Origin of the sequence: Nocardioides alkalitolerans (assembly GCA_038184435.1) — a bacterium.
Taxonomy (GTDB): domain Bacteria; phylum Actinomycetota; class Actinomycetes; order Propionibacteriales; family Nocardioidaceae; genus Nocardioides; species Nocardioides alkalitolerans_A.
Genome location: CP116227.1, coordinates 1539500 through 1556811 on the forward strand (window position 1 = coordinate 1539500; position 17312 = coordinate 1556811).

Below are 17312 nucleotides of genomic sequence, written 5' to 3' on the forward strand. Positions count from 1 at the left end.
GTCTGCGCCGAGTTGTCTCGAACGATTCGTGACAACTCGGCGCGAGAACGCGGCGTACGTGACAACTCGACGCGGGGTCAGGCGGCGTCGATGACCTCGCGCAGCTCGCGGACGGCGGTGCGGGCGCGGGAACCGTCGGAGGCCTGGATGCCGATCGCCGGGCGGGCCGTGCCGTCCGAGAGGTCGATCGTGGCCCAGGGGGCGCCGTCGGGCATCCGCACCGCGACGACCTGCGCCCAGTCGTAGGAGTAGCGCCGGTAGCCGTTCACCACGACCAGGCCGTCGACCGTCGCGGTCACGCGGCAGCGGACCACGCCCCAGAGCACCGCGCCGGCACCCGCGAGGAGGAGCAGCATGGTGATGCGCTGGAACCACGAGAAGTTGGCCCGCACCTCGGCGTCCAGCAGGAACCAGGCGGCCAGCATCGCGACCAGCACCGTCGCGCTGGAGAACGCGGCGGCGATGGCCGTGCCCAGGGGGCGCCAGGTGCGCGGCAGCGGGACCGGCACCGGATCAGAGGCGGCAGGCATGGATCTCCGTCATGAGGATGCCGCGGGCGCCCAGGTCGTAGAGCTCGTCCATGAGCCGCTGCGCACCGGCGCGGGGCACCATGACCCGCACCGCCACCCAGCCCTCGCGCTGCAGCGGCGAGATCGTCGGCGACTCGATGCCGGGCGCCGCCGCCGTCGCCGCGGCGACGTCCTTCTCGGCGATGTCGTAGTCCATCATCACGTAGCTGCGCGCCACGAGGACGCCCTCGACGCGGCGACGGAAGACGCGGAGCGCGCTCGCCTGCTCGGCCGTGCGCTCGTCGTCGGGGCGACCGATGAGCACCGCCTCCGACTCGAGCAGCGACTCGCCGAAGGTGGCGAGACCCGCCTGGCGCAGCGTCGAGCCGGTCTCCACGACGTCGGCGATGACGTCGGCGACCCCCAGCTGGATGCTGGTCTCCACCGCGCCGTCGAGCCGGGTCACCGTGGCGTCGATGCCGTGCTCGTCGAGGTAGGCCTGCACGACGCCGACGTACGACGTCGCGATCCGCAGGCCCGCCAGGTCGGCGAGGCTCGAGTACCGACCGGCGGGACCGGCGAAGAAGAACCGCGAGCGGCCGAAGCCGAGCGGGCGCAGCTCGGTGGCGTTGGCGCCCGAGTCGCGCAGCAGGTCGCGGCCGGTGATGCCGATGTCGAGCGTGCCGTCCGCGACGTACAGCGCGATGTCGCGGGGGCGGAGGTAGAAGAACTCGACGCCGTTCTCGGCGTCGACGAGCGTCAGCTTCTTCGAGTCCGAACGCTGCTTGTAGCCGGCCTCGGAGAGGATCTCGGCCGACGCCACGGACAGGGCGCCCTTGTTGGGCACCGCGACGCGGAGCAGGTCGGTCGTGCTGGGGATCGTCATCGGGGGTCTTTCCTGGGTGAGCGGGCGGACGGGACCGGGGCGCTCACAGATGGGAGTAGACGTCGTCGAGCGTCACGCCGCTCGCCAGCAGCATGACCTGCGCGTGGTAGAGCAGCTGGCTGACCTCGAGCGCCACCTGCTCCTTCGACTCGAAGCGCGCGGCCATCCAGACCTCGGCGGCCTCCTCGACCAGCTTCTTGCCGATGGCGTGCACGCCCGCGTCCAGCTCGGCCACCGTGCCGGAGCCGTCGGGACGCGTGCGGGCCTTGTCCTCGAGCTCGACCCAGAGCTCCTCGAACGTCTTCACGGGCGCTCAGCCTACGGCGTCGTCGCGGCGCTCCCGACCGCGAGGTCCTTCAGCAGGCGCGCGGTCGCCAGGGCCGCGGACGTCGCCTCGTAGCCCTTGTCCTCCGCCGAGCCCTCGAGCCCGGCGCGGTCGAGGGCCTGGGCCTCGGTGTCGCACGTGAGCACGCCGAAGCCGACGGGCGTGCCGCTGTCGAGGGCGACGCGCGTGAGTCCGTCGGTCGCCGCGGAGCAGACGTACTCGAAGTGCGGCGTCCCGCCCCGGATCACCACGCCGAGCGCCACCACGGCGTCGTGGGTCGCCGCGAGGGCCGCGGCGACGACGGGGAGCTCGAACGTCCCCGGCACGCGTACGACGGTGGGCGCGGTCACCGACGCGTCGGCCAGTGCGCGGTGGGTGCCGGCGAGCAGGCCGTCCATGACGACGTCGTGCCAGCTGGCGGCGACGACCGCGACGGACAGGTCGGACGCGTCGCCGGGACGCTGGTCGGGGGCTCCGTGGCCGCTCATCGGCGGTCTCCTTCGAGGTCGTGGGCGGGGCGGTCGGCGTGCACGTCGGGGATGGTCGCGTTGCCGCTCGGGTCGTGGGTCACCGCGTCCACCCGGGGCGGGTCGACCACGAGGTCGGCCTCGTCGGCGAGGGCCGCCTCCCGCAGGTGCGGGTCGGCGAGGCTCGCGACGTACGCGTCGAGGCCGTCGAGCTGGTGGCCCATGCGGTCGCGCTTCGTGCGGAGGTAGGCGATGTTGTGGTCGTTCGGCCGGGGGGCGAGGGGCACGCGCTCGGTGACGCGCACGCCGTACTCCTCCAGGTTCGACGTCTTCTCCGGGTTGTTGGTGAGCAGCCGCACCGAGGAGATGCCGAGGTCGCGGAGGATCTGCGTCGCCGTGCCGTAGTGCCGCGCGTCGGCGGGCAGGCCGAGGTCGAGGTTGGCGTCCACGGTGTCGCGGCCGCCGTCCTGCAGCTGGTAGGCCTGCAGCTTCGCGACGAGGCCGATGCCCCGGCCCTCGTGGCCGCGGAGGTAGACGACGACGCCGCGTCCCTCCGCGACGATGCGGGCGAGCGACTCGTCGAGCTGCGGACCGCAGTCGCAGCGCTGCGAGCCGAACACGTCGCCGGTGAGGCACTCCGAGTGCACGCGCACGAGCACCGGAGCCTCGTCGCTGGCGTCGGAGATGTCGCCGTGCACCAGCGCGACGTGCTCGCTGCCGTCGATGGTGATGCGGTAGCCGACCGCGGTGAAGTCGCCGTGCGCGGTGGGGAGCCGCGTCTCGGCGACCCGCACCGCGTGCTGCTCGGTGCGGCGGCGGTAGCGCACGAGGTCCTCGATGGAGATCATCGCGAGGTCGTGCTCGTCGGCGAACGCGCGCAGCTCGGGCGCCCGCTTCATCGTGCCGTCGTCGTTGACGATCTCGACGAGCACGCCGGCGGGCGTGAGCCCGGCCATCCGCGCCAGGTCGACCGCGGCCTCGGTGTGGCCGCGGCGCACGAGCACGCCGCCCTCGCGGTAGCGCAGCGGGAACACGTGACCGGGTCGCGTCAGCTCCCACGGCTCCGTGGCGGAGTCGGCGAGCACCTTCACCGTGCGGGCGCGGTCGGCCGCCGAGATGCCCGTGGTCGTGCCGTCGCGGGCGTCGACGGAGATCGTGTACGCCGTGCGCAGCGGGTCGCGGTTGTGCGGCGTCATGAGCGGGATCTCGAGCCGGTCGAGCATGTGGCCGGGCATCGGCGCGCAGATGACGCCCGAGGAGTGCCGGATGGTGAAGGCCATCAGCTCCGGCGTCGCCTTCGCGGCGGCGAAGATGATGTCGCCCTCGTTCTCGCGGTCCTCGTCGTCGACGACGACGACGGCCTTGCCGGCGGCGATGTCGGCGACGGCGCGCTCGACGGAGTCGAGACGGACTCTCTCGCTCATGGTGCTTCTCCTCAACGTGCGGCCGGCTCGGGCGCCGTGCCGGTGGGATCGGGGGTGGCGGGGTGGACCGGGGGCGGTCCGGTGGGCTGCCCGAGGGACTGCCCGAGGGGTCGGAGGCGGCGCTCGGCGCGCAGCCACGTGACGAAGCCGAGCACGACGAAGCCGGCGTAGACGAGGTACATGACGGCCGTCGGGTAGTAGCCCGCCTCGAGCAGCGTCGTCACGCCGACCACGTCGACGGCCAGCCACACGAGCCAGAACTCCACCCAGCCGCGCGCCATGCCGTAGGTCGCCAGCATCGACCCCGCGAGGATCCACGCCTCGGTGGCGGGGCCCCAGGAGCCGAGCCGCTGCAGCACGACGTACGCCGCGGCGTACCCCACGACACCGAGGAGCACCAGCTGGACCCAGCCGCTGAGCCCGGCCCAGCGCGGCACGACGGCCCCGCCGTCCGGGGCGCCGCCGGCGCGGCGGGCGGAGCGCCAGCGCCACCACCCGTAGACGCCCACGGCGGCGAAGAAGACCTGGCGGCCGGCCTGGCCCCACAGCGGGTCGGCGACCACGTTGCTGAGCTCGCCCCACGCGAAGACGCCGAACAGGAGGACGTTGCCGACGAGGCCGACGGGCCACGCCCAGACGACGCGGCGCATACCGAGCAGGGCGCTGGCGAGGCCGAAGAGGTTGCCGACGACCTCGGGGACCGAGAGGTAGCCGCCGCCGACGGCGACGTGGCCGTGCAGCAGCCACTCGAGGGGGCTCATGCCGCTCCGTCCTCGTCGGCGCCCTCGTCGGCGCCCGCGTCACGACGCGCCGCGATGCGGGCGAGGGCCTCGTCGGCGTAGCCGCCCACGACGAGCCGCTCGACGTGCTTCGCGATCACGTCGACCTCGAGGTTGACCGGCTCGCCCACCGCGCGGAAGCCCAGCGTCGTGCGCGCCAGGGTCTCCGGGATGAGGCTGACGGTGAAGCTGGACTCCCCCACCTCGACCAGGGTCAGGCTGATGCCGTCGACGGTGATCGAGCCCTTCTCGACGAGGAAGCGGGCGAGGTCGGACGGGTACCCGATCTCCACCACGGTCCAGTGCTCGCTGGGGCGACGGTCGAGCACCCGACCGACGCCGTCGACGTGGCCCTGCACGACGTGGCCGCCGAGGCGCTGGTCGGCGCGCACGGCGCGCTCCAGGTTGACCCGGTCCCCCGGCCTGCGCTCCCCGAGGGTGGTGCGGCGCAGCGACTCGGCCATGACGTCGGCGGTCCAGCGGTTGCCGTCGTGCTCCGTGATCGTCAGGCAGCAGCCGTCGACCGCGATCGAGTCGCCGAGGTGGGCGTCCTCGAGCACGACCGCCGTCTCCACGACGAGCCGGACGGCGTCGCCCTGGTCCTCGATCGCGGCGATCGAGCCGAGCTCCTCCACGATGCCGGTGAACATCTCAGGCCTCTCCTTCGCGGGTGGGCGGCCGGAGCACCAGCCGCACGTTGGTCTCGTCGCCCTCGCCGACGACGCCGGCGTCGACGACGCGCAGGTGCAACGCATCGGCGATCGTCGTGATGCCCAGGTCGGCGACCGCGTTGCGTCCGGCCCCCAGCAGGAGGGGCGCGACGTAGACGACGACCTCGTCGACGTACCCGTCCGCCACGAACGCGGCCGCGAGCGTGGGGCCGCCCTCGAGGAAGACGTGGCGGGCCTCGCGGGCGTGGAGCGCCTCGAGGGCCTCGCGGGGCGACCGGGTCCGCAGGTGCAGCGTCTCCGCCTCGGGGCCGAGCACGCGGGCGTCGGCGGGCAGGTCGCGCTCCCCCATGACCACGCGGAGCGGTTGCCCGGGGAGCGGCTGGTCGTCGGCGTCGCGCACGGTGAGCAGCGGGTCGTCGACCGCGATCGTCCCGGTGCCGACGAGCATGACGTCGCACTCGCCACGGAGGCGGTGGGTGTCACGACGCGCGGCCGGCGAGCTGATCCACCGGCTCGTGCCGTCGGCGGCGGCGCTGCGACCGTCGAGCGTCGTGGCGAACTTCCACGTCACGAAGGGGCGCCCGTGGGTCACCGCGAACGTCCACGCGCGGTTGAGCTGTGCGGCCTCGGCGGCGAGCACGCCCACGACGACCTCGACGCCCGCCTCCCGGAGCCGGGCCGCACCACCGGCCGCGACGGGGTTGGGGTCCGGCTGGCCCACGACGACCCGGGCGACGCCGGCGGCCAGGAGCGCCTGGGCGCACGGACCGGTCCGCCCCGTGTGGTTGCAGGGCTCGAGGGTCACGACGGCGGTCGCCCCGCGCACGTCGGCCCCCGCCGCGGCGGCCGCGGCCAGCGCGTCCACCTCGGCGTGCGGCGTACCGGCGCCCCGGTGGTAGCCCTCCGCCAGCACCGTGCCGTCGGGCGCGAGCAGGACGCAGCCGACGCGGGGGTTCGGGCCCGGGACGCCGTGCACGCGCGCCAGCAGCAGCGCGCGCTCCATGGCGTCGCGCTCGGCGCTGCTCGTGCTGTCGGTGTTCGTCATGCCCTGCTTCCCGGCTACGTCGCGGGCGCCGGGGCGCTGCGGGATGCTCGGGCGGGGCGGGTCGCGACGTGCCGTCACGAGGGGCGGCACGAGGACGACCGTCCTGCGTGCGCTTCCCTTCCGGACTCTGACCGTCGGTCCAGGAATTCCACCTGGTCAACCGTCCGCTGGCTGCGGACGGGTCGCGGACTCTCACCGCCGGCTCGGAATTTCACCGACCCCAGTGCACGCGAGTTGGTCAACTCGTCTGGCGGGAATTGAAGCACACGGGTCCGGCGGTGGGCCGGGGTCCCGGTCCGTGGACTCTCCGTGTCCACCCGACCGGTTCAGGCGCGGGCGGCGTCGCCCTTCGCGCGCAGGGCGGCGATCATCGCGTCGGGGTCGTCCGCGGAGTAGACCGCGCTGCCGGCGACGAACACGTCGGCACCCGCCTCGGCGCACCGCTCGATGGTCTCCAGGGACACGCCGCCGTCGACCTGCAGCAGCGTCTGCAGGCCGTGCCGCTCGACCATCGCGCGGGCACGGCGCAGCTTGGGCAGCACGAGGTCGAGGAACTTCTGGCCGCCGAACCCGGGCTCCACGGTCATGAGGAGCAGCATGTCGAGCTCGGGCAGCAGGTCCTCGTAGGGCTCCACCGGCGTCGCCGGACGCAGCGCCATGCTCGCCCGGCCGCCGGCCGCGCGGATCTCCCGCGCGAGCCGCACCGGGGCGCGGGCCGCCTCCACGTGGAAGGTCACCGAGGCGCACCCCGCCTCGACGTACGTCGGTGCGTGGCGGTCGGGGTCCTCGATCATGAGGTGCGCGTCGAGCGGGAGGTCGGTGGAGCGCGCGAGCGCCTCCACCATCGTCGGCCCGAACGTCAGGTTGGGGACGAAGTGGTTGTCCATGACGTCGACGTGGACCATGTCCGCGCTCGGGATGCGCGCCACCTCCGCCCCGAGGTTCGCGAAGTCGGCGTTGAGGATGCTCGGCGTGATCTGGATGCCCACGGGCGGCGATCCTAGGTGGTGGGGTCGGCGCTGGGCTCGTCCGGCTCGTCCGGCTCGTCCGGCTCGTCCGGCTCGTCCCGCTCGTCGCGCTCCGCCCACGCCAGCAGCGGCGCGATGTCGAAGACGTGCTCGTCGGCGTGGAGGCCGGCGTGCAGGTCGCCGAGCTCGGCGTACCGCGCCGGGACCGTGAACATCGTCAGGTCCCGCGGGTCGGCGTCGTCGACCTCGTCCCAGCGGATCGGGGTGGAGACGCGGGCGTCGGGCAGGCCGCGGAGGGAGTAGGCGCTCGCGATCGTGTGGTCGCGGGCGTTCTGGTTGAAGTCGACGAAGACCGCGGCGGGGTCGCGGTCCTTGCGCCACCAGGCCGTGGTCACCAGGTCGGGTGCCCGGCGCTCGACCTCGCGGGCGAAGGCGCGGGCCGCGCGGCGTACGTCGCCGTGGCCGTGCTCGGCGGCGATCCGGACGTAGACGTGGAGGCCCTTGCTGCCGCTGGTCTTCGGGTAGCCGACGGCCCCGAGCTCGTCGAGGACCTCGTGCGCCACGTGGGCCACACGCCGGATCGTCGCGTAGTCGCAGTCCGGGCCCGGGTCGAGGTCGATGCGCCACTCGTCGGGCTGCTCGACGGCGCCGCGGCGGCTGTTCCAGGGGTGGAACTCCACCGTCGACATCTGGACGGCCCAGATGACGGCGGCCGGCTCGGTCACGCAGAGCTCGTCGGCCGTGCGCCCCCAGCGCGGGAAGAACAGCTCGACGGTCTCGACCCAGTCGGGCGCGCCGGCGGGGAGACGCTTCTGGTGGACCTTCTCGCCGGCGAGGCCCTTCGGGAAGCGGTGCAGCATGCAGGGCCGCTCGTGGAGCGCGCCGGTGATCCCGTCGGCGACCGCGAGGTAGTACTCGACGACGTCCAGCTTCGTGGCGCCCGACTCCGGGAAGTAGACGCGGTCGGGGTTGGAGATCCGCACGAGGCGGTCCTCGACCTCGATCTCCACGGCGGGCGGCTTCGACGGCACGCGTCCACCCTAGTGAGGGGTGGCTGCGAGACGCCCATGGTCGGCACTTGCCGAACGTACGGCTTTCGCCGACCATATGGTCATGACCGACCGTTCGTCGCCCCGCTCCCCGGACTACGACCTCGCCGACGAGCTCGCCGTCGAGCGGCCGGAGCAGTACCGCGCGCTGTTCGAGGACACCCGCGCGCGCATCGTCACCCTGCTGCTCGACCGCGCGGCGACGACGACGGAGCTCGCGGAGGTGCTGGGCAAGCCGAAGGGCACCATCGGGCACCACCTCAAGGTCCTCGAGGACGCCGGCCTGGTCCGCGTCGTGCGCACGGAGCGGGTCCGGGCGCTGGAGGCGCGCTACTACGGGCGCACGGCGCGCGTGTTCTGGTACGACCACGTCGCCGAGGCCCGCGGCGAGGCGGCCCGCACCCTGACGCGGGCGGCGCAGCAGGCCGCCGGGACCGACGAGGTGGCCGCCCGCGAGGCGGGCATGCAGCCGCCCTTCGCCTACCTGCGGCAGGCCCGTATCCCCGCCGAGCGCGCCCACGCCTGGCACGACCGGCTCGCGGCGCTCATCGACGAGTTCATCGAGGAGCCTGCGGAGGGTGACGTGACCTACGCGCTCGTCGTCGGTCTCCACCCCGCGCCGGGCCTGCGGCCCGAGTCGTCGCCGGAGCAGTCGGCGTGAGCGACGACGTGCTCGCGCCGCCGGCGACCGCGACAGCCGCGCTGGGGCCGCGGTTCCGTCGGTTCCTCGTCTCCGCTGCGGCGGCGAACCTCGGCGACGGCCTCATGACGGTCGCGCTCATGTGGTTGGCGTCGTCGATCACGCGCGAGCCGGCCGCGATCGCCCTCATCGGCCTGGCCAACCGGCTGCCCTGGCTGCTGCTGAGCCTGCCCGCCGGCGTCATCGTCGACCGGGTCGACCGCCGTCGGCTCGTCGTCGCGATGGACGTCGTGCGGTGCGCCACGGTGCTGGTGCTCGGGCTCGTGGTGGTCGCGGTGCAGTCCGACCTGCCGACGCCCGCGGAGCTCGCCGCCGGCGCCGACGCTCCTGCCGCCGCGGGTCTGCTCGTCGGGCTGCTCGCGCTCAGCTCGCTGGTGCTCGGCTGCGCCGAGGTGCTGCGCGACAACGCGGCGCAGACGCTCTTGCCTGCGCTCGTCGAGCGTCCGCAGCTCGAGAAGGCCAACGCCCGCCTGTGGAGCGCCGAGATCAGCGCGAACCAGTTCGTCGGCCCACCGCTCGGCGGCGTGCTCGTCGGGGTCGCCGTGGCCCTGCCGTTCCTGCTCAACGCCGGGCTGCTCGGGCTGAGTGCCGTGCTGCTGCTCGGGATGAGCGGGCTCTACCGGGCCCGGCCGGCGGCGGGCGACGGACCCCGCGCCTCGGCGACCCCGGAGGGGACGACCGTGGCCGGCTCGCTCCCCGTCGCGCGGTCCTGGCGGGCCGACCTCGTCGAGGGCATCACCTGGCTGTGGCGCCACCGCCTGCTCCGGACGCTCGCCCTGATGCTCGGCGTGATGAACCTGATGGGCGCCGCCGCCTTCACCACGGTCGTGCTGTTCGTGCAGGAGGTGCTCGGCGTGCTCGACGGCTGGGCCTTCGGCCTCGTGCTCACCGGCTCCGCGATCGGGTCGGTGCTGGCCGGTCTCGTCAGCGAGCGCATCGTGCGGCGCCTCTCCCCCGGGCCGACGCTCCTCGTCGCCGTGGCCGGCATGGGCGTCGGCCTCGCGGCCGCCGGGCTGTCCTCTTCGCCGTGGCTCTTCTGGAGCATCGAGCTGGCCACCGGCCTCACGGTCGTGCTGTGGAACGTGGTCACCGTCTCGCTGCGGCAGCGCATCATCCCCGACCACCTGCTGGGCCGCGTGAACGCCGCCTACCGGTTCTTCGGCTGGGGGATGATGGCGCTCGGCGCGCCGCTCGGTGCCCTCGTCATCCACCTCCTCGAGCCCGGGCTCGGTCGCGAGACGGCGTTGCGCGCGCCGTACCTGCTGGGGGCGGCGGCGTACCTCGTGATGGTGCCCGTCGTGCTCACCCGGCTGCGGACGGTGCACCTGCGGGCGGCCGAGGAGGCCGCGGCATGAGCGCGCCGCTCCCGCCCCTGTCCCCGTAGGCCTCCGGAGGCTTGGACAGATCCGACCTGCCGACAGGGGCCGCGCCTGCCCTCAGAGCCGCGGGTCGATCGGCTCCGACTCCAGCGCCAGCACGGCGAACACCCGCTGGTGCACCTCCCACAGCGGGTCGCCGCCGACGAAGCGCACGAGGGCGTCGAGCCCGAGACCGTGCTCCTTCAGCGCGAGGTCGCGCTTGCGTCCCAGGTGCCGCTTGCGGAGCACGTCGAGCGCGTCGAGGTAGTCGGGGCCGTAGATGATGCGGAGGTACTCCCGCCCGCGCACCTTGACGCCCGGCTGCACGCGTCGACCGTCGCCCGGCACGGGCACGTCGTCGGCCGGCTTGACGACCATGCCCTCGCCGCCCGCCGCCGTGAGGTCGAGCCACCACTGCGCCGCGGCAGCGCGCGCGTCGGCGTCCGCGAGGTCGACGAACCGGTGCCGGGTCGGCGTCACGAGCGGGTGGTCGTGCAGGGTCGCGACCTGCTCGAGGTGCCAGCGGTGGGACCGGGTGGCGGCGTACGCCTCTCCCTCGCCCGCCAGCACCGCGAACGGCGCCACCGTGACCCCGTCGAGCCCGTCGGTGGGTCGCACGTAGCTGCGGTAGGCGTCACGGAAGGCCGCGGCGGCGTGGGTACGGCGACGCGTCCGGTCCGCGAGGGCCCGGAGCGCCGGCGCGTCCAGGCCCCGGGCCAGGGCGGCATCGAGCGCCTCCTGCGCAGCCGGGAGGGCGACGGACGCAGCGGCGCCGACCGCGGCGTACTGCTCGCGGATCAGCTCGCCGGCCTTCGCCGACCACGGCAGGAGCTCGGCGTCGAGGACGAGCCAGTCGGTGCCGAGCCGGTCGAGGAGCGGTGCGGCGGCCTCGGCGAGGGAGGCGACGAGACGTCGGCCGAGCTCGCCGGGGAAGAAGGCGCGTCCCGTGCGCGTCACCACCTGTCCGGTCGACCCGTCGGTGACGCCGAAGCGGCGCTCCGCCGTCGCCGCGTCGCGGGCGAGCACGGCCACGGCCCGCGACCCCATGTGCTTCTCCTCGCACACGACGGTCGTGACACCGGCGCGGGCGTACTCCTCGAACGCCTCGTCGGGGTGCTCGAGGAAGCCGTCCCGGCTCGACGTGGCGACGGGCGCCATCGTCGGCGGCAGGTGCACGAGCCACCGCGGGTCCACCGCGAACCGGCTCATCACCTCGAGCGCGGCGGCCGCGTTCTCCTCCGGCACCTTCACGCGCGGCCCGATCGTGGTGTCGAGCCACCGGGTGCCGAGCACGTCGGCCGCGGCCAGCGCGCCCGGCTCCCGCTCGGGGACGGTGGGAGCGAGGGGGCGGGCCGGGGCGTACCACTCCCGCTCGGCCGGTACGTCGACGAGCTCGCGCTCGGGGTACCGCAACGCCGTCAGGGCACCGCCGAACACGACGCCGGTGTCGAGGCAGATCGTGCCGTTGACCCACTCGGCGGTCGGGACCGGCGTGTGGCCGTAGACGACGGTCGCGGCCCCGCGGTAGTCCTGCGCCCACGGGTAGCGCACCGGCAGGCCGAACTCGTCGGTCTCGCCGGTGGTGTCGCCGTACAGCGCGAACGCGCGGACCCGGCGGGAGGACCGTCCGTGGTAGGCCTCCTTGAGGCCCGCGTGGGCCACCACGAGACGCCCCTCGTCGAGCACGTAGTGCGCCACGAGCCCGTCCATGAACGCCGTCATCCGCTCCCGGAACTCGTCGGGCTCCTCGGCCAGCTGGGCGAGCGACTCCTCGAGGCCGTGCGCCACCTTCACCTGACGGCCGCGGAGCGCTCGGACCAGCTTGTCCTCGTGGTTGCCCGCGACGCACAGGGCCGTGCCCGCCGCGACCATTCCGGACACGAGGCGGAGCACGCCCGGGGTGTCAGGGCCGCGGTCGACGAGGTCGCCGACGAAGACCGCGGTGCGGCCCTCCGGGTGGCGGGCGCCGACGGCGCGACCGGTGTCGTCGCGCTCGAGCTGCCAGCCGAGGCGCTCGAGCAGGGTACGCAGCTCGGAGACGCAGCCGTGCACGTCCCCGATCAGGTCGAACGGGCCGGTGAGCTCGCGCCGGTCGTTCCAGGAGCGCTCGCGCACGACCGCGGCCGCGTCGACCTCCTCCACGCCGTCGAGCACGTGGACGCGGCGGAAGCCCTCGCGGCGCAGCCCGCGCAGGGACCGGCGCAGGTCGCGGTCGTGCCGCTCGACGATCCGCTCGACCGGGGTGCGCCCGAAGGTGCGGCCGCTCGCGCGGTGGCGGTCGACGGCGACGCGGGCCGGGACCTTGAGCACGATCGCGTCGACCAGCAGGTCGTGGCTGCGCGCGAGCGACACCAGCTGTGCACGGGCGTCGGGCTGCACGTTGGTGGCGTCGACGACCGTCAGCAGACCGCGTCGCAGCCGGATGCCGACGAGGTGCTGCAGCAGGTCGAAGGCGTCCGGCGTCGCCGACTGGTCCTCGGGGTCGTCGGCCACGAGCGCGCGGCAGGTGTCGGAGGAGACGACCTCGGTGGGCGCGAAGTGACGCGCGGCGAAGGTCGACTTGCCGCTGCCCGACGCGCCGACGAGCAGCACGAGACCGGCGGCGGGAACACCGAGGGAACGGGGCTCAGGCACGACGGAACACCCCCAGCTGCGTCGGCGGGCCGACCTGGGGGTCGACCTCGCCGACATCCCGGCGCTCGACCGTGTAGCCGGTGCGTGCGGCGACGCCGTCGCACCACGCGGCGAACTCGGCCCGCGTCCACTCGAACCGGTGGTCGGGGTGCCGGAAGCCCGTGAGGTCGGGGTACCGGACGTTGTGGTCGGCGTTGGGGGTGGTCACCACCACCGCGCCGGGACGCGCCTCGCCGAAGACGACGCGTTCCAGGGCGGGCAGCCGCTCCGGGTCGAGGTGCTCGACGACCTCCATGAGCACGGCCGCGTCGTACCCGGAGAACCGCTCGTCGGTGTAGGTGACCGAGGCCTGGAACACGCTGATCCGCGCGCGGAGGGCGTCGGCCTGGCGGTCCGGGGTGCGGCGCAGCGAGCGCTCGTCGACCCGCAGCCGCCGCTGGGTGGCGAGCACGCCGACGGCGGAGACGTCGGTGCCGGCCACGACCGCGTACGCCGGGCGCGCGAGCACGTCGGCGAGCAGCTGCCCGCCGCCGCAGCCGAGGTCGATCACGCTCGTGGCGCCCGCCGCGGCCAGCTCGTCGAGCACACCCAGGACCGCCTCGCGGCGGAGCTGGTGGAGGGGACGCCGCGCCGGCGCCTGCTCCTCCTGCTGCTCGCTGTCGGTGGTCTCGCCCTCGGGGCGCCCGTCCAGCTCGTCGAGCCGGGTCAGGGCCTCGCGCGCGAGGGCGCGTCGGCGGCCGAGGTAGCGCCGCGTGATGAGGTCCCGCTCGGGGTGCGTGGCGAGCCAGTCGCCGCCCGAGCGGAGGAGCTTGTCGACCTCGTCCGGCGCCTGCCAGTAGTGCTTCGCCTGGTCGAGAGCCGGCAGCAGCACGTGGAGCTGGTTGAGGGCGTCGGCGAGCACGACCTCGCCACGCAGGGTGAGGTCGAGGTACCGCGACGGTCCCCAGCCGTCGATCGTCTCGTCGAGCGGTACGTCGCGGGCGTCCACCTCCCACCCCAGGGGCTCGAAGATGCGGCGCAGCAGGTCGCGTCCCGCCACGCCGCCGGGGCGGCAGGGCACCGCGGGGAGGTGCAGCTCCAGCGGGATCGGCGTGGCCGCGAGCTCGGGGCGCGCGTCGCACCGACCGCTGCGGGCCGTGCTGAACACCTTGCGGATCGCCACGGCCAGCAGGGACGACGCCGCGTAGGGGCGGTCGTTGACGTACTGCGCCAGGGAGAAGTCGGGTGTGCCCTGCGGTCGGGAGCGCACGAGGCGCACCGGGTCCACGTCGAGCACGAGTGCGGCCGTGCACCGCTCCTCGGTCGCCTCGGGGTAGAACACGGTGGCCGACCCGAAGGACTGCTCGAACTCCTGCACGCGGTCGGGGTGCTTGAACAGCAGGTATCCCAGGTCGGTCGCGGGCCGGTGCGTGGTCGAGACGGTCAGGAGCACCCGCCCGATCCTGCCAGGGTCGAGGGCCCTCGCGTCCGCATTTTCCGCGGGCGGCAGCGTCAGGCGGTGCGGTTGCTCCCCGGGGAGGCGCCGTCGTCCGCTCCGGGCCCTCCGCGCCCCGTGCGGCCGTGGGCTACGTCCTCGACGTCGTCCCCGTCGTCGGAGGGCACCGCGTCGTCGGCGCGGCCCGGCGTCGCGGGGTCGTCGGGGTCGCGGGCGGCGTCGGACACGACCTCGTTGGGCTCGGTGGGGACCTGGTCCTCGGGATGCTCGCTCATGGGGGTCCGGTAACCCGGCGCGACGCGACCAGCCGCTCAGCGCTGTCGGTGGCTCGGCATAGGTTCGCCACGTGCGCTTCGACGAACCTCCCGTGGTCCGGGTGACGGCCGCCCCCGGAGGGCTCGCGCCCGGTTCCTGGCCCCTGACCGTGCCCGCCGTGGAGCAGCTCGTCCGCGAGGGCCTCCGGCTCCAGCCGGGCGTGACCTTCCTGGTCGGCGAGAACGGCTCGGGCAAGTCGACGATCGTCGAGGCGGTGGCCGAGGCCTACGGCCTGCCACCCGAGGGCGGGTCGACGCAGGGCGGTCGCTCGACCTTCCGCAGCGAGTCACCGCTGGGGCAGCAGCTGCGCGTCGAACGAGGCCTGCTGGCGAGCCGGTGGGGCTTCTTCCTACGGGCGGAGGCGATGCACGGGTGGTACACGTTCTCCGAGGAGAGCGCGGCGGAGATGTCCGACGACGACCCGCGGCGTCCTCCGCGGTTCCACGAGATGAGCCACGGCGAGTCCTTCCTCGCGGTCGCCCGGGCCCGCCTCGACTCGGGCGGCTTCTACTGCCTCGACGAGCCCGAGGCGGCGTTGTCGTTCTCGTCGACGCTCACCCTGCTCGGCCACCTCGCCGACCTCGTGGAGCAGAAGGCGCAGGTGCTCTGCGCGACCCACTCCCCCGTGCTGGCGTCCTTGCCCGGCGCCCGGATCCTCGAGGTCGGCGACTGGGGACTGCGGGAGACGACGTGGGAGGAGCTCGACCTGGTGCAGCACTGGCGCCGGTTCATGGACGCGCCGGGGCGCTACCTCCGGCACGTGGTCGGCGACTGAGCAGCCCCGCGCCGGCGCCGGCGCCTGGGCTCAACGCTTGCGCAGCACGGCGACGAACATCGCGTCGGTGCGGTGCACGTGGGGCCACAGCTGCACGGTCGCTGCGCCGGTCGCGAGCACCGGTCCGGCGGCGTCCGCGACCCCGGGGAGCACGGCGGTCGCGTCGAGGGTCTCCACGTCGTCCCGGCCGCCCAGCACCGCGTCGACCACGGCGACGGTCTCCGCGGGCACCGGCGAGCACGTCGCGTAGACGACGGTCCCTCCCGGACGCACGAGGTCGAGGGCCGAGCCCAGCAGGCGCTCCTGCAGCGGGACGAGCGTGCGCAGGTCCGACGGCTGCCGCCGCCAGCGCGACTCGGGCCGCCGACGGAGCGCACCGAGCCCCGAGCACGGGGCGTCCACCAGCACCCGGTCGAAGGTGCCCGGCTCCCAGCGGGGAGCGGTGCCGTCGCCGGTCACGACGTCCTCGACCCCCGGCGCGAGCGAGCCGTCGGGCAGGCTGAGGGCACGCCGCACGAGGGCGGTGCGGTGCTCCTGCGCCTCGTTGGCGGTCAGCCGGGCTCCCCGCTGGGCGGCCAGGGCGGCGAGCAATGCCGCCTTGCCGCCGGGTCCGGCGCACAGGTCGAGCCAGCGCTCCCCCGCACCCCCGTCCGCGGCGTCCGCGAGGGCGAGCGCGACCAGCTGCGAGCCCTCGTCCTGCACGCCAGCGTCGCCGGCCGCGACAGCCGGCAGGGCCCCGGGGTCGCCGCCGGGCAGGCTGACGCCCACGGGCGAGTACGCCGTCGGCTCGCCCTCGGCCTGGGCGGCGAGCGCGGCGCGATCGATGCGCCCGGGGCGCGCCACCAGCGTGACGCCGGGAGCGTCGTTGTCGGCCGCCAGCAGGGCGTCGAGCTCGTCGGGTCGTCCGGACGCGACCAGCGCGTCGGTCAGCGCCGCGACCACCCAGCGAGGGTGGCTGTGCGCCACCGAGCCGAATCCGACCGGGTCGGTGCCCGGGTCGGGAGCGACGCGGCGTACCCAGCCCGGCAGGTCGTGCGCACCCACCTTGCGGAGGACGGCGTTGGCGAACCCGGCCGGTCCCTGACCGATCCGGGCGCGCACGAGGTCGACGGTCGTGCTGATCGCGGCGTGGGCGGGCACCCGCATGGAGAGCAGCTGGTGGGCACCGAGGCGCAGCGCGTCGAGCACCTTGGCCTCGACCTTCGCGAGCGGACGGTCGACGCAGGTGGCGAGGATCGCGTCGTACGTGCCCTGGCGGCGGATCGTGCCCGCCGCGAGCTCGGTCGCGAAGCCGGCGTCGCGACCGCTCAGCCCGTGCTTGCGGAGCACGTCGGGGAGCACGAGGTTCGCGTAGGCGTCGTCGACGCGGACGGCGCGCAGGACGTCGTACGCCGCGAGCCGAGCCGGGTCCGCAGAGCGGCGGGCCGCGGGCGGACGGCCGCCCGCGCGGGCACCCGTCGGGCGGCCGCCTCGGCGGCGGGGGTCAGCCATCGTGGGCCCCGTGCTGGTCGGCTCGGTCGTCACGGGCGGCGAGGTACGCGCGGACGAGCTTCGGCGGGGCGCAGCGGAGCCACGACTCGGTGATCAGCTCCCGCAGCTCGGCGAACGTGACCTCGCCGAGGCGGGAGGTCTGCACCAGGTAGCCGTCGTGACCGTCGAAGTGCGGCACCGAGAAGAACGGCCCGTCGCCCTCGATGACGGCGAGCTTGGCGCCCTGGTCGGCAGCGTGGAGCACGAGCAGGTCGTCGTAGGGCTCCCCGGTGGCGGGGTCCACCGCGGTGCCGTGGGGCCGTCGGTAGCCGACGAACCCGCGCGGCTTTGCCTTCGTCGCCGGGTCGGAGACCAGCCACGTCGGCATGTCGCCCCACGTCACCCCGAGCTCGGTGTGCGGGAGCGCCGCGCAGATCGCGTCGACGTCCTCGGCCCGGGCCGGGCGGTCGTCCGCCGTGCCACTCATGCCGGTCCCCGCACC

The 17312-nt window shown here is 74.6% G+C and carries 18 protein-coding genes and 1 riboswitch; of the genes, 3 read left to right on the forward strand and 15 right to left on the reverse strand.

Annotation, left to right across the window (positions count from 1 at the left end; all coding sequences use genetic code 11):
* Positions 1–77: 77 nt before the first annotated feature.
* The 10 genes from PIR53_07435 to ligD all read right to left on the reverse strand — a co-directional run bounded on the left by PIR53_07435 (position 78) and on the right by ligD (position 8105).
* Positions 78–530 carry a PH domain-containing protein gene (locus PIR53_07435; protein WZH53816.1) on the reverse strand — a complete coding sequence of 151 codons (453 nt, stop codon included), beginning with the start codon at positions 528–530 and terminating at the stop codon, positions 78–80.
* Positions 514–1395 carry an ATP phosphoribosyltransferase gene (hisG, locus tag PIR53_07440; protein ID WZH53817.1) on the reverse strand — a complete coding sequence of 294 codons (882 nt, stop codon included), beginning with the start codon at positions 1393–1395 and terminating at the stop codon, positions 514–516. Before hisG ends, PIR53_07435 begins: the two co-directional genes overlap by 17 nt.
* A 43-nt stretch (positions 1396–1438) precedes the next feature.
* Positions 1439–1702 carry a phosphoribosyl-ATP diphosphatase gene (locus PIR53_07445; protein WZH53818.1) on the reverse strand — a complete coding sequence of 88 codons (264 nt, stop codon included), beginning with the start codon at positions 1700–1702 and terminating at the stop codon, positions 1439–1441.
* An 11-nt stretch (positions 1703–1713) separates the two neighbouring features.
* The gene (ribH, locus tag PIR53_07450; GenBank protein ID WZH53819.1) at positions 1714–2208 is read right to left on the reverse strand and encodes a 6,7-dimethyl-8-ribityllumazine synthase; all 495 of its coding nucleotides are present in this window, start codon (positions 2206–2208) and stop codon (positions 1714–1716) included.
* Complete coding sequence (locus PIR53_07455; GenBank protein WZH53820.1) at positions 2205–3611, reverse strand: bifunctional 3,4-dihydroxy-2-butanone-4-phosphate synthase/GTP cyclohydrolase II; 1407 nt, start codon at positions 3609–3611, stop codon at positions 2205–2207. The genes ribH and PIR53_07455 overlap by 4 nt, the downstream gene beginning before the upstream one ends.
* 11 nt (positions 3612–3622) lie before the next feature.
* Positions 3623–4372 carry a nicotinamide riboside transporter PnuC gene (gene pnuC, locus PIR53_07460; GenBank protein WZH53821.1) on the reverse strand — a complete coding sequence of 250 codons (750 nt, stop codon included), beginning with the start codon at positions 4370–4372 and terminating at the stop codon, positions 3623–3625.
* A complete protein-coding gene (locus PIR53_07465; protein ID WZH53822.1) occupies positions 4369–5040 on the reverse strand; it encodes a riboflavin synthase in 672 nt (223 codons plus the stop codon). Before PIR53_07465 ends, pnuC begins: the two co-directional genes overlap by 4 nt.
* A gap of 1 nt (position 5041) precedes the next feature.
* Entirely contained in the window at positions 5042–6106 is a 1065-nt protein-coding gene (gene ribD, locus PIR53_07470; GenBank protein WZH53823.1) for a bifunctional diaminohydroxyphosphoribosylaminopyrimidine deaminase/5-amino-6-(5-phosphoribosylamino)uracil reductase RibD, read from the reverse strand.
* A gap of 103 nt (positions 6107–6209) precedes the next feature.
* A riboswitch (FMN riboswitch) is annotated at positions 6210–6339 on the reverse strand.
* 93 nt (positions 6340–6432) lie between these two features.
* A complete protein-coding gene (gene rpe / locus PIR53_07475; GenBank protein WZH53824.1) occupies positions 6433–7095 on the reverse strand; it encodes a ribulose-phosphate 3-epimerase in 663 nt (220 codons plus the stop codon).
* An 11-nt stretch (positions 7096–7106) separates the two neighbouring features.
* Positions 7107–8105: a non-homologous end-joining DNA ligase gene (ligD, locus tag PIR53_07480; protein WZH53825.1), complete on the reverse strand. Its 999-nt coding sequence runs from the start codon at positions 8103–8105 to the stop codon at positions 7107–7109.
* 82 nt (positions 8106–8187) lie between these two features.
* Between ligD and PIR53_07485 the strand changes: the two genes are divergently transcribed.
* Positions 8188–8784: a winged helix-turn-helix domain-containing protein gene (locus PIR53_07485; protein WZH53826.1), complete on the forward strand. Its 597-nt coding sequence runs from the start codon at positions 8188–8190 to the stop codon at positions 8782–8784.
* On the forward strand, positions 8781–10178 hold the full coding sequence (locus tag PIR53_07490) for an MFS transporter (protein ID WZH53827.1): 1398 nt from the start codon (positions 8781–8783) through the stop codon (positions 10176–10178). The genes PIR53_07485 and PIR53_07490 overlap by 4 nt, the downstream gene beginning before the upstream one ends.
* An 81-nt stretch (positions 10179–10259) precedes the next feature.
* Here PIR53_07490 and PIR53_07495 read toward each other — a convergent pair whose 3' ends face one another.
* The 3 genes from PIR53_07495 to PIR53_07505 are packed head-to-tail and all read right to left on the reverse strand — an operon-like array spanning position 10260 to position 14525.
* Positions 10260–12815: a polynucleotide kinase-phosphatase gene (locus PIR53_07495; protein WZH53828.1), complete on the reverse strand. Its 2556-nt coding sequence runs from the start codon at positions 12813–12815 to the stop codon at positions 10260–10262.
* Positions 12808–14247 (reverse strand): 3' terminal RNA ribose 2'-O-methyltransferase Hen1, encoded by a 1440-nt coding sequence (locus PIR53_07500; GenBank protein ID WZH53829.1) that lies wholly within the window; start codon positions 14245–14247, stop codon positions 12808–12810. Before PIR53_07500 ends, PIR53_07495 begins: the two co-directional genes overlap by 8 nt.
* Positions 14248–14306: 59 nt before the next feature.
* Positions 14307–14525 carry a hypothetical protein gene (locus PIR53_07505; protein WZH53830.1) on the reverse strand — a complete coding sequence of 73 codons (219 nt, stop codon included), beginning with the start codon at positions 14523–14525 and terminating at the stop codon, positions 14307–14309.
* Between the two features lie 71 nt (positions 14526–14596).
* Between PIR53_07505 and PIR53_07510 the strand changes: the two genes are divergently transcribed.
* Positions 14597–15340, forward strand: a complete 744-nt coding sequence (locus PIR53_07510) for an AAA family ATPase (GenBank protein ID WZH53831.1) — start codon at positions 14597–14599, stop codon at positions 15338–15340.
* 30 nt (positions 15341–15370) lie between these two features.
* Here PIR53_07510 and PIR53_07515 read toward each other — a convergent pair whose 3' ends face one another.
* Together PIR53_07515 and PIR53_07520 are read right to left on the reverse strand one after the other, a co-directional pair.
* Positions 15371–16831, reverse strand: coding sequence for a transcription antitermination factor NusB (locus PIR53_07515; GenBank protein WZH53832.1), 1461 nt, complete (start codon positions 16829–16831; stop codon positions 15371–15373).
* Entirely contained in the window at positions 16824–17297 is a 474-nt protein-coding gene (locus tag PIR53_07520; GenBank protein WZH53833.1) for a hypothetical protein, read from the reverse strand. Before PIR53_07520 ends, PIR53_07515 begins: the two co-directional genes overlap by 8 nt.
* Positions 17298–17312: the final 15 nt, after the last annotated feature.